This window comes from Streptomyces sp. YIM 130001 (assembly GCF_003574445.1).
GTDB lineage: Bacteria > Actinomycetota > Actinomycetes > Streptomycetales > Streptomycetaceae > Streptomyces.
Genome location: NZ_KZ984554.1, coordinates 94,080 through 105,300, shown reverse-complemented (window position 1 = coordinate 105,300; position 11,221 = coordinate 94,080). Strand labels below are relative to the sequence as shown.

Below are 11,221 nucleotides of genomic sequence, written 5' to 3'. Positions count from 1 at the left end.
CGATGAACAACCGTCTCCCCGGCCCGGATCGGGCCGGGGGGAGCGCCGCAGATCCGGCCCGCGTCGCCATGGCGGGCCGCACGAGGAACGGAGGGCCGATGACGGCCGTGGACCACCCCGCCCAGCGACCCGGTGCGCCCGAACCGCCGCCGCGCCGGGTGCCGTTCCCCGTGGTGGACGAGGTGTCACGGCACTGCCTGCAGGAGGACGAACCCGAGACCGTCCACATCGAGGTGCACCTGCCGGGCCGCCCCGACCGGCGCCGCCTGGAGGAGGCGTTCCACGAGGCGCTGCGCCGCCACCCCCGCGTCCTGGTGCGGGAGGCGCCGCGACGCTGGTACGCGCGGCGCTACGAGTGGGAGCTGACCGGGAACCCGGACGTCACGGTGGTGAGCTTCCCCGAGCCGGGCCCCGACGCCCGGCAGGCGGCCCGGGCACGGGCCCTCGCCTCGGCCCCGCCCCTCGCCGCCTCGCCGCCGGTGCGTCTTGAGTGCGTCGACGACCCCGGGGACGGCGGCGGCTGCGTGCTGTTCCTCGTGGTCAACCACACGGCGCTCGACGGGCCCGCCTGTCTGCGGGTCCTCGCGACGGCGGCGGAACTGTACGGCGGGGTGGACAACGCGCCCGCCGCGCCCCCGGTCCGCCGCACCGACTCGCCCGGTCAGCCGGCGGCGCTGCCCTCGGGGTTCGCCCGGCCGGCCCGTATCGCGGGCGGCGCCCCGAGGTCGTCCGGTGGCCGCCCCGATCCTGGCAACGGGATGCTGGTCGCCGAGCTGCCCGTACCGCACCGCCCCGAGGGCGCCCCGTACACCGTCAACGACCAGCTGATGGTGGCGACCACGCTGATGATCGCCGCCTGGAACCGGGAGCACGGCGGACCGCGGCGGCCGATGCGGATCACCATGCCGGTGGACGACCGGCCGCGGGACGCCTCGATGCCGATCGGCAACGGCACCCGGCTCGTCGAGGTGCCGTTCGCCGCGGAGGAGGTCGATCCGGACCGGCTCGGGGAGCTGCTGCGGCTCACCGCCACCCGCACCCGCGCACTCAAGGCGGCCCAGCGTCCTCAACTCGGGCACGGGGCAGCCCTGTTGACCTCACCCGTGGTGCCGGTCGCGGCGCGTGCCGCGCTCACCCGGGCACTGCGCGCCGCGGCCGGGCCCTGGACCTCGACGACGCTGCTCAGCAACATCGGACGGATCCCGTACGCCATGGACTTCGGTGACGCGGGCCGGGCGAGCGCGGTGTGGTTCTCCGCGCCCGCCCGCGTACCGCGCGGCCTGACCGTCACCACCGCGTCGACGGCTGGGCGCCTGCACCTGGCGCTGCGCTGGTCGCGGACGCTGCTCGGGCCGGACGACGGGGCCCGGCTGCGTGACCTGTTCGAGCAGTATCTGCACGCGACGGAGGACCCTCGATGACGTCCACGCTGCCGGGCGGGCTCCGCGACTTCTACGAGGACCCCGCCGTGCCCGTCGCCTCCGGGGACGCCCGCAGCCTGCGCCAGGCCCGGATGCTGGCCGACGCGCTCGGGCCGGCCGGTGCGGAGCCGTCCGTCGTCCTCGACGTCGGCTGCGGAGACGGCACCGCGGCACGGGCAGCGGCGCCGCTGCTCGCCGGTCACCGGGTGGTCGGCGTCGACTGGTCGCAGGACGCGCTGCGCCGGGCCCGTACGCATATGTCGGACGTGATCAGGGGCGAACTCTCGGACGCCGGGCTACCGTTGAGCCCCGGCTGCGCGGACGCCGTTCTGTTCAGCGAGGTCATCGAGCACCTCGTCGACCCGGACAGCGCTCTCGACGAACTGCGCCGGGTCCTCAAGCCCGGGGGTCATCTGATGATCTCGACGCCGAACCTGGCCGCCTGGTACAACCGCGCCCTGCTGCTCGCCGGGGTGCAGCCGGTGTTCTCGGAGGTGAGCCTGCGCGGCATCCACGGACGGCCGGGCTCCGAGGTCGTCGGGCATCTGCGCCTGTACACGGCCCGCGCCCTCAAGGAGTTCCTCACCGCCTCCGGGTTCGACGTGGTGCGGGTGGCGGGTGCGCCCTTCCACGGAGTGCCGAAGGTGCTCAGACCGCTCGACCGGCTGGTCTGCGCGGCGCCGAGTGCCGCGTCGATCCTGCTCGTGCACGCACGTAAGCGGGGCGACGGGCCCGGCGGTGGCTCGGACGGGCCGGGGCACCGGGCCGCGGGCACGGCGTAGCCATGTGGTGGGGGGTGGCCGCCGCCCTGGTGGCGAACACGTTGTACAGCCTGGGCTTCGTCCTGGAGAAGCGCGCCCTGTCCACGCTCCCCGCGCTCTCCACCCGGCGTCCGCTGCGGCTGCTCGGCCATGTCCTGCGCAGTCCGTTGTGGATCGGCGGATCGCTGGCCCTGGCCGGGGGGTTCGGGGCGCAGCTCGCCGTCTACCGGACACTGCCGATCGCCGCGGCCCAGGGCATCTTCGTGTCCGGGCTCGTCCTGCTCGTGCTGCTCTCGTCCCGTCTGCTCGGCGAGCGGACCTCGGGTCGTGAGCGGTACGCGATCGGCGCGATCCTGATCGCCCTGCTGATGGTGGTGCTCTCGCTGAAGGAGGGCGCCGACACGGTGAGCCGGCACGCGCCGCCCGGCCTGGTCCTGCTGATCTGCGTCCCGACCCTCGCCGGCGGCCTCTGGCTCTACGCGAACGCCGAGCGGAACGCCCGCCGCCGCCACCGGATGCCGACCAACGGCGTCGAGTACGGCATGGCCGTCGGGCTCCTCTACGGGGTCAGCTCGCTGGCCATCAAGGGAGTGTCAAGCCACCTCACGACCAGCGGGGTCGGGGGTGCGGTGGTGGATGTGCTGGCCTCGCCGTACCCGTATCTCCTGCTGTTCACGGGCGCGTTCGGCCTGATCATGTCGCAGGCCGCGCTGCAGCGGTCTCGTGCCTCCCTCATCGTGCCGGTCTGTACGACGGTGACCTCGCTGTTCACCGCGGTCCTCGGCACCTTCGCCTTCGGCGAGCCGCTGCCCGAGGACCCGGTCCGCCTCACGCTGCGGGTCGCGGGCACGGCGCTGGCGGTGTCGGTGCTGCTCGTGCTGCCTCGGCACGACGAGGAGGAGGCGCCGGCGGAGTCCGGGCCGGCTCCGGAGGACGGCGAGCCGGAGGCTGCCGTGGTGTCGGACCGGGAAGCCGGTCCCGTGCAGACCGTCGCGGTCGGGGACGGCGGCTCCGGACCTCCGCAACTCCCGTCACGCGCAAAGAGGTCGGCAGCGGAACGGCGCAACGGACGGGCGGTGGGGTCGGCCGCCGAGGCGGCGAACGGGTCCGGTGCCGAGGACGGCGGGTCCCGGGTCGGCGAGTGGTTCGACGACGACCGGTCGCGGGCCGTGCGGGCACGGACGCGGGGCCTGCCGACGAAGACGATGCCCGCGGCTGCGCGGCCGGTGACCGTGCAGCCGAAACCGGGCGGGGACCAGGCGCCGGAAGCGGGCCCCACATCCGGCGCCGAACCGGCTCCCGCGCCCGCCGGGCCTGCGGACCGCTCGCCGGCTCCGGTACCTGCGCCCGCTCCCGCACCCTCTCCGGGGCCGGGACCCGACCCGGAACCCGACGCCGTACCGGAATCCACACCCCCGCGCTCCCCCACCGATGCCCCTGGCGCCCCCGACCCCGACATCGAGATCCGGCTCCCGCCGCAGCCGGCCCCCGAGGACCGGGAGGCCGCGCCCCATCCGCCTCCTCCGCCCTTCCCGGGACACCGCAAGCCCCCGCCCAGCCAGCGCCCCACAAGGAGTTGAGCCGACTTGAACCCCGACGACCCGCTTCTCAGGATCCTCGCCTGCCCGATCGACAAGGGCCCGCTGCACCTCCTCGAACCCGAGGCGGCGCTCTACAACCCGCGCCTGCGCCGGCGTTACCCGATCCTGGACGGAATCCCGCAACTCCTGCCGTCCTCGGGCGACCAGGTACCGGACGACGAGCACGAACGTCTGGTCAAACGGATCGAGGCAGCCGAGGCGTCATGACCATCGCCGCCCGTATCGGGCCCCTCCTTCCCACCCGCCTCACCGGCGCGCTCGCCCGGCTCGTCTATCCCCGCTTCGAGCCCGAACTGGCCCGATTGGGCGACTACTTGCCCCGAAACTGCGGCACCGCCGTGGACGTCGGCGGCTGGTACGGGCCCTGGTCGCTGCGGCTGTCGGCACGGGCCAGGCACGTGGTCGCGGTCGAACCGGTACCCCACCTCGCCCGCACCCTCGACGCGGCGACCCCCGCGAACGTACGGGTCGTCCGGGCTGCCGCGTCCGACCGGGACGGCACCGCCAGGCTCTGGCTGCCCACCGGCGACCGCGGCGACCGCGGGGTGTCCTCCCTGGTCCGCCGCGACATCCACGGACAGGCCCTGGACGTACCGTCGCTGACCCTGGACGGGCTCGCGCTGCGCGACGTGGGCTTCGTCAAGATCGACGTCGACGGCAACGAACTGCCGGTGCTGAACGGCGCGTTGGAGCTGCTCGACCGTGACAGGCCCGCGCTGATCGTGGAGCTGGAGGCCCGTATCCAGCCCACCGCGCCCGTGGTCGACCTGCTCGCCCGGCACGGCTACCGCGGCTGGGTGCTGCCCGGCGACAGCTGGATCGCACTGGACGGCTTCGACCTGGACGCCCATCAGGCGGCCACCGAGCACGTGGTCACTCAGGGGCTGCTGCGCCGGGTCCTGCCGTTCCGCGGCCCGCGTTACGTGAACTCGGTGCTCTTCATGCCGGACGGCCGCCGCCCGGGACGGGGCAGCCGCACGCAGGGAGCACGCACGCGGTAGCGGGCGCTCGCGCGGGCGGCGGCACGGAGATGGATGCGCGGGTGCGGATGTGGATGCGCGGGTGCGGATGCGCGGGCGGGTGCCGCCGGGTGACCATGGCCGCATGCCTGCCCGTACACCCGCGCCGTTCACCCCACTCGACTTCCAGCTGGTGCTGCTGCGCCGGATGGCCGACCACAATCCGGAGCTCGTCGAGGACGCCCGACGCCGACTCGGCGCCGGCGCGGCCGACATGCGCGAGGCGAACCGACGCTGGCAGGCCATGGTGCGCTCGCCCGGTGGGCGCGGTTCGGCCGCCCGGTACCGCTCGGTGCTCGGACCGCCCGAGGCGAAGAACCGGCGGCGGATCGGCGACCTCGAGTGCGAGGCGCTGCTCTGGCCGGTGCCCCTCTGGCCCGATCTGCGCTTCGAAGTACTGCTCGCGCCGAACGGTGCGGCCTGGAACGAATGGCTCGTCCGAGCACCGGGAGCGACCGGTCCGGACCTCAGGACGGTCGAGGACCTGCAGCCGTTCTCCTGCGTGGTGGACGAGGTGGCGCGCGCGTTCGCCCCGGCGCAGCCGCTGGAGGGGACCGCACCGTCCCGCTGGCGCCTGCGCTTCGACGCGGCGGACACCCAAGGCGTCGTACACACCCGCACAGCGGACTTCACCTGGGGGCTGCTGCAGGCGGTGACGGACCTGCCACGGACTTGACGAGGACGGACGGGCACGGCCCGGGCCTGCGGGCGAGGCGCGCGGGGCCGGCGCCCGAGTCGCTCACTCCGCCTCGGGATCCCAGTCCAGGAGCCGGACCTTCGCCACGGTCCGGACGTGGCGCCGCATCGCCGCCGCCGCCCGCCGGCCTTCGCGCGCTTCGATCGCGTCCAGGATCGCCCGGTGCTGCACCAGCGACCTCGCGGGCCGCCGTGGCTGGCGCAGCGACTCGTTACGGCTCTCGGTGATCTGCTCCGCGATGGAGCGCATGAACTCCGCGAGCAGCACACTGTGCGCTGCCTCGGTCACGGCGCCGTGGAAGAGGCGGTCGCCGTCGACCCCGTGCCCTCCGTGCTCGATATCGTCCGCCATCGTGACGAGCGCGGACCGCATCGCCCGCAGGTCCTCATCCGTGCGGCGTTCCGCGGCGAGTTCGGCGAGTTTGGTCTCGAGCGCCTCGCGTGCCTCGAGCACGTCGGGCAGCCGCCGCCTGCGTTCCACCAGGCGCTCGACCGGCTCGACGTCGAGGCCGTCCCTGACCAGGTAACTGCCGCCGCCGTGCCGTACCTCGACCAGGCCCTGCACCTCGAGCACGACGATGGCCTGCTTCACGGATGCCCTGGACACACCCAGCCGCTGGGCCAGTTCACGCTCGGGAGGCAGGCGGTCACCGGCTCCGAGTCCGCCCTCGGCGACGTACGCCCGCAGTCGGTCGAGTACCTGCTCGTACAGCCTGGTCCTGCCCATCGGACGCAGTGCGTCGCTCACGCCGGTCCCCCTCCCCACGGCACGCCGGGCCGGCACCGACCTTAGCAGCGGAGACCGTGAACCGGTCGAGTGGCCGAGCCAATTCCCGTTCAACCCCTTGACGCCGGAAGTCTCGCCGTCGACGCTGTGACGCGCCAACAGGCTTAGTGGCTCAGCCACTTCAGCATTCGACAGCGCAACACCACCCCTCATAACGCCACTTCACCCCATCACTCCACTCCACTCCACTCATCACTCGACTTCGCCATTCCGGGGACGCTCAAGGGACGGGAGCCCACGATGTCCGCCGAACTGATCTCCATCCTTGTGCTGGCGGTGGTCTTCGTGATCGCCACCACCCGCTCCATCAACATGGGCGCGCTCGCGTTCGCCGCCGCGTTCGGCGTGGGCGAACTCGTCGCGGACCTCGATGCCGACGGCATCTTCGCCGGCTTCCCCGGGGACCTGTTCGTGGTCCTGGTCGGTGTCACGTACCTCTTCGCCATCGCTCGCGCGAACGGCACCACCGACTGGCTGGTGCACGCGTCGATCCGGCTCGTGGGCGGTCGGATCGCGCTGATCCCCTGGGTGATGTTCGTGATCACCGGCGCGCTGACGGCGATCGGAGCGGTCAGCCCGGCGGCGGTGGCGATCGTCGCGCCGATCGCCCTGAGCTTCGCGGCCCGGTACGGCATCAGTCCGCTCCTGATGGGCGCGATGGTGGTGCACGGGGCGCAGGGCGGCGGCTTCTCGCCGATCAGCATCTACGGGTCGATCGTCAACGGCATCGTGGAGCGCGAGGATCTGCCGGGCAACGAGATGGTCCTCTTCCTCGCCTCGCTCGTCGTCAACCTGCTGATCGCCGGTGTGGTGTTCGTCCTGTTCGGCGGCCTCAAGCTGTCCGGCCGGGGCGGCACCACGGAGGCTGCGGCGGTCGAGGCCGGGTCCGCCGAGAGCGGTTCGGGCAAGGCCGGTGCCGGCAAGAGCGGTTCCGGCAAGGGCAGTTCGGCCTCGAACGGGTCCGGCGGGGGCAAGGCGGGGGCGCCCACGGCCACCCCCTTGGACGCCCCGGTCATCGGCACCCTCGCAGCGCTCGTCGCCCTGGTCGTCGCCGTCCTCGCCTTCGACCTGGACGCAGGGTTGAGCGCCATCACCCTCGCCGTGATCCTCAGCGCCTTCTGGCCCGAGACCAGCCGCCGGGCCGTGGGCGAGATCGCCTGGCCGACGGTCCTGCTGATCTGCGGTGTCCTCACCTACGTCGGCGTGCTCGAGGAGATGGGCACGATCAAGTGGGCGGGCGAAGGGGTCGGCGACATCGGAGTCCCGCTGCTCGCGGCCGTACTGCTCTGCTACATCGGCGCCATCATCTCGGCGTTCGCGTCCTCCGTCGGCATCATGGGCGCGCTGATCCCGCTGGCCGTGCCGTTCCTGGCACAGGGCGAGATCGGCGCGGTCGGGATGATCGCGGCGCTCGCGGTGTCGGCGACGGTGGTGGATGTGAGCCCGTTCTCGACTAACGGCGCACTGGTGCTCGCCGCCGCCCCGGACGTCGACCGGGAGCGCTTCTTCCGGCAGTTGATGGTGTACGGCGGCGTGGTGGTGGCCGCGGTCCCGGCCGTGGTCTGGCTCGCCCTCGTGGTGCCGGGCTTCGGCTGACCGTCCCACCCGCGACCGACGGGTGCGGCCCCGGCACCGGGGCCGCACCACGGACCAGCTGCGACGATGGGCGAGAACCGGAGCACCGGAGCACGGCACCACGAGACCACGGCGACCGCAGCGAACTCGGCGACCAAGGCGACCGTCAGGAGAACCCAGCGTGAGCGAACCGACCCACGACCTCTTCCCCGCCCTCCGCCCGGGCAACGACCGCCCGGCCCTCACCTTCGGCGACCGCACCCTGACGTACGGGCAACTGGCCGAGACCGCAGGGACATTGGCCGAGGAACTGCGTTCCGCCGGCCGGGTCGCACTCTGGGCGACACCGACCCTGGAGACCGCCGTCGGTGTGGTCGCCGCGCTCCAGGCCGCCGTACCCGTCGTGCCGTTGAACCCGAAGATCGGCGAGGGCGAGCTGCGGCACGTCCTGTCGGACAGCACCCCCGATCTCGTACTGGCCGCCCCCGATGCCGAACTGCCGTCCGCACTGGCCGAGTTGGCGAGGATCGCCGTCCGCACGACACCCGGCCACCCGGACGTCCCGGCCCAGGACACCGCCCCGCGCCCCACCGAGGACGCCCCCGCCTTCGTCGTCTACACCTCCGGCACCACCGGCCCGCCCAAGGGCGCCGTCCTGCCCCGACGGTCGGTCACCTCGACCCTGGACGCGCTCGAGGACTCCTGGCAGTGGACGGCGGACGACGTACTCGTGCACGGTCTGCCGCTGTTCCATGTGCACGGGCTGATCCTGGGCATCCTCGGCCCGCTGCGCCGCGGGGGCTCCGTACGGCACCTGGGCAGGTTCTCCACCGAGGGTGTGGCGCGGGAGCTGACCGGCGGCGCGACGATGCTGTTCGGAGTGCCGACGATGTACCACCGCATCGCCGAGTCGCTGGCCGACGACCCGGGCCTGGTGAACGCGCTCGCCGGAGCACGGCTCCTGGTGTCCGGCTCCGCCGCACTCCCGGTGCACGACCACGAGCGGATCACGGCGGCCACCGGCCGTCGGGTGATCGAGCGTTACGGGATGACCGAGACCCTGATGAACACCAGCGTCCGCGTGGACGGCCCGCCGGGAACCGGCACCGTGGGCGTCCCGCTGCGCGGCGTCGAGCTGCGGCTTGTGGAGGAGTCCGGCGAGCCCGTCGCCGACCCGGACGGCATCGGCGAGATCGAGGTACGCGGCCCGAATCTGTTCACGGAGTATCTGAACCGGCCGGACGCGACGGCAGCCGCCTTCACCGCGGACGGCTGGTTCCGCACCGGCGACATGGCGGTCGTCGACGCCCACGGGGCGGTCCGTATCGTCGGCCGCAAGGCCACCGACCTGATCAAGAGCGGTGGCTACAAGATCGGAGCGGGCGAGATCGAGAACGCCCTGCTCGACCACCCGGACGTCCGGGAGGCCGCAGTCACGGGCGAGCCGGACGCGGACCTCGGTGAGCGGATCATCGCGTGGATCGTTCCGTCCGACCCGTCGAGTCCACCGTCGCACTCCCGGCTCGCGGACCACGTGGCCGCCCAACTCGCCCCGCACAAGCGGCCCCGCGAGGTACGCCTGCTCGACGCGCTGCCCCGCAACGACATGGGCAAGATCATGAAGCGCCGCCTCACTGCCCCGGCCACCCCGGGCAACAGTGATGGCTGACCGCTGGACCGCACGCGAGACGCTGTCCGCAGTCACCGATTCCTTCACCGAACTCCCTTGCACACAAGGCGAGTTCTCAGGAGACGGGCCGATCTCCTGGGAGGGCTACGGCGAGGCCCGCGCCCGCGCGGCCGCGCGGACCGGCGAGCAGGAGTCCGTGGTCTGCGGCACGGCACGGATCGGCGGATGCGAAACGGTGCTCCTCGCCTTCGAGTTCGGCTTCCTCGGCGGCTCGCTCGGCGAACGCACCGGAGACCGGATCGAGGCCGCGTTCAGCCACGCCCGAGCGCATCGGCTGCCGGTCGTGTCGCTGATCGCCACGGGCGGCAGCCGGATGCAGGAAGGCATGCGCGCGCTGACCCAACTCCAGCGCGTGGCACGGCAGTCGGCGCTGCACCGGGCCGTCGGCCTGCCGCAGATCGCCGTGCTGCGCGACCCGGCCACCGGCGGCGGCTGGGCGACCCTCGGCGCGGGCGCGGACCTCACCCTGGCGCTTCCTGGCGCCCAGGTCGGTTTCGCGGGCTCCCGGGTGCGCCCGGCCGACGCGGACCCGCGGGCGTACGAGGCCGAGGGCCAGCTGGCCGCGGGCGCGGTCGACGCGGTGGTGCCCGTCGCGGAGCTGCGAAGCGCCCTCGGCCCCCGGCTGCGCCTGCTCACCGGCGGCGACCCGGCCGGCTCCCCGGCCCCCGTACCGCCGCCGCGCGCGCTCGGCCGCGCCGATACGGCCTCGACGGGACGGGCGGCGGTCCGACGGGCCCGGGACCCCGAACGGCCTCGCGCCCAGGCCTATCTGGCCGACTGGTTCGAGGAGCGAGTGGAGGTACGCGGCGATCGCTGCGGAGGCGTCGACGCCGGAATGCTGTGCGGGTTCGGGCTGCACGCGGGACGCACCGTCGCCTACGCGGCCCAGTGCGGGACGCCGACCCGGCCCGCCGGCTTCCGTACCGCCGCCCGGCTGATCCGGCTCGCCGGACGGCTCGGCATCCCGGTCCTGACACTGATCGACACCCCGGGCGCCGCGAACGACGCGGAGGCCGAGCGGCAGGGCGCGGGCGCGGCGATCGCCGAGGTGTTCGCCGCGGTGGCCGAGTCCCCGGTGCCGGTCACCTCGCTCCTGATCGGCGAGGGCGGATCCGGCGGGGCGCTGGCCCTCGCGGCGCCGGACAACACCTGGGCGACCGCGGACAGTTACTTCTCGGTGATCGCGCCGGAGGCCGCCGCGGCCATCCTCAAGCGGGATCCGGGCGACGCGCTCACCACGGCCGACCAACTCCGCCTGCGCCCGGCCGACCTGGTGGACCTGGGCGTCGTACGCGGCGTGGTCGGTCCGTGAGCGCCGGATCGCGGTGGTACCCAACCCCCTTGGCAGGGACGGACAGTGACAGCCAGTCAGGCACTGCGCACGAACAATCCGGGCGAACACCGGCTCAGGTGTTCCCCAGAACAGGTGATCGTCGCTCCTTTGATTGCCCGGAACCCGCGTGACCAACGATGCTTACGGTGCGCAAGCAACGGGCTGCAGACCGTAGTTGGCGCACGTCCCACACAAGCAACACGTGCACCCACCGGTGCCGGACACCGGACCGGAGCGACGGGTCACGGGTAACACAAGGAGAACGCACCACATGAACTTCCTCACCGACCTTCTCGCCGGCGTCGTCCACTTCGTTGGCTGGCTGGTCTGACCGAAGT

Annotated in this window: 9 protein-coding genes and 1 pseudogene; 9 read left to right on the top strand and 1 reads right to left on the bottom strand. The window is 73.3% G+C overall.

All coding sequences use genetic code 11. The annotated features are described in order from the left end of the window. Positions 1-98 precede the first annotated feature (98 nt). The 6 genes and pseudogenes from DSC45_RS14190 (at position 99) to DSC45_RS14165 (ending at position 5,478) form a co-directional block, all read left to right on the top strand. Entirely contained in the window at positions 99-1,421 is a 1,323-nt protein-coding gene (locus DSC45_RS14190) for a condensation protein (RefSeq protein ID WP_119290776.1), read from the top strand. After that, complete coding sequence (locus DSC45_RS14185) at positions 1,418-2,203, top strand: class I SAM-dependent methyltransferase (RefSeq protein ID WP_119290774.1); 786 nt, start codon at positions 1,418-1,420, stop codon at positions 2,201-2,203. The genes DSC45_RS14190 and DSC45_RS14185 overlap by 4 nt, the downstream gene beginning before the upstream one ends. A 14-nt stretch (positions 2,204-2,217) precedes the next feature. Further along, a pseudogene (locus tag DSC45_RS14180) lies at positions 2,218-3,075 on the top strand (hypothetical protein); the annotation flags it as partial. A gap of 693 nt (positions 3,076-3,768) precedes the next feature. Next, positions 3,769-3,990, top strand: coding sequence for a Trm112 family protein (locus tag DSC45_RS14175; protein ID WP_119290772.1), 222 nt, complete (start codon positions 3,769-3,771; stop codon positions 3,988-3,990). Continuing rightward, positions 3,987-4,784 carry an FkbM family methyltransferase gene (locus DSC45_RS14170; RefSeq protein WP_119290770.1) on the top strand — a complete coding sequence of 266 codons (798 nt, stop codon included), beginning with the start codon at positions 3,987-3,989 and terminating at the stop codon, positions 4,782-4,784. Before DSC45_RS14175 ends, DSC45_RS14170 begins: the two co-directional genes overlap by 4 nt. A 103-nt stretch (positions 4,785-4,887) precedes the next feature. Continuing rightward, complete coding sequence (locus tag DSC45_RS14165; protein ID WP_119290768.1) at positions 4,888-5,478, top strand: hypothetical protein; 591 nt, start codon at positions 4,888-4,890, stop codon at positions 5,476-5,478. 63 nt (positions 5,479-5,541) lie between these two features. Here DSC45_RS14165 and DSC45_RS14160 read toward each other — a convergent pair whose 3' ends face one another. Further along, on the bottom strand, positions 5,542-6,246 hold the full coding sequence (locus DSC45_RS14160) for a FadR/GntR family transcriptional regulator (RefSeq protein WP_119290766.1): 705 nt from the start codon (positions 6,244-6,246) through the stop codon (positions 5,542-5,544). Between the two features lie 279 nt (positions 6,247-6,525). Here DSC45_RS14160 and DSC45_RS14155 point away from each other — a divergent pair, with 279 nt between their 5' ends. The 3 genes from DSC45_RS14155 (at position 6,526) to DSC45_RS14145 (ending at position 10,862) form a co-directional block, all read left to right on the top strand. Beyond that, the gene (locus tag DSC45_RS14155) at positions 6,526-7,881 is read left to right on the top strand and encodes an SLC13 family permease (protein ID WP_119290763.1); all 1,356 of its coding nucleotides are present in this window, start codon (positions 6,526-6,528) and stop codon (positions 7,879-7,881) included. A gap of 160 nt (positions 7,882-8,041) precedes the next feature. Then, the gene (locus DSC45_RS14150) at positions 8,042-9,529 is read left to right on the top strand and encodes an acyl-CoA synthetase (protein WP_119290761.1); all 1,488 of its coding nucleotides are present in this window, start codon (positions 8,042-8,044) and stop codon (positions 9,527-9,529) included. Further along, positions 9,522-10,862: a carboxyl transferase domain-containing protein gene (locus DSC45_RS14145; RefSeq protein ID WP_119291219.1), complete on the top strand. Its 1,341-nt coding sequence runs from the start codon at positions 9,522-9,524 to the stop codon at positions 10,860-10,862. Before DSC45_RS14150 ends, DSC45_RS14145 begins: the two co-directional genes overlap by 8 nt. The last annotated feature ends 359 nt before the right edge of the window (positions 10,863-11,221 follow it).

Bases quoted from the DNA above. Each gene is read 5' to 3' on its own strand.
- DSC45_RS14190 (WP_119290776.1), top strand. From the start codon at position 99: ATGACGGCCGTGGACCACCCCGCCCAGCGACCCGGTGCGCCCGAACCG.
- DSC45_RS14185 (WP_119290774.1), top strand. From the start codon at position 1,418: ATGACGTCCACGCTGCCGGGCGGGCTCCGCGACTTCTACGAGGACCCC.
- DSC45_RS14170 (WP_119290770.1), top strand. From the start codon at position 3,987: ATGACCATCGCCGCCCGTATCGGGCCCCTCCTTCCCACCCGCCTCACC.
- DSC45_RS14165 (WP_119290768.1), top strand. From the start codon at position 4,888: ATGCCTGCCCGTACACCCGCGCCGTTCACCCCACTCGACTTCCAGCTG.
- DSC45_RS14155 (WP_119290763.1), top strand. From the start codon at position 6,526: ATGTCCGCCGAACTGATCTCCATCCTTGTGCTGGCGGTGGTCTTCGTG.
- DSC45_RS14145 (WP_119291219.1), top strand. From the start codon at position 9,522: ATGGCTGACCGCTGGACCGCACGCGAGACGCTGTCCGCAGTCACCGAT.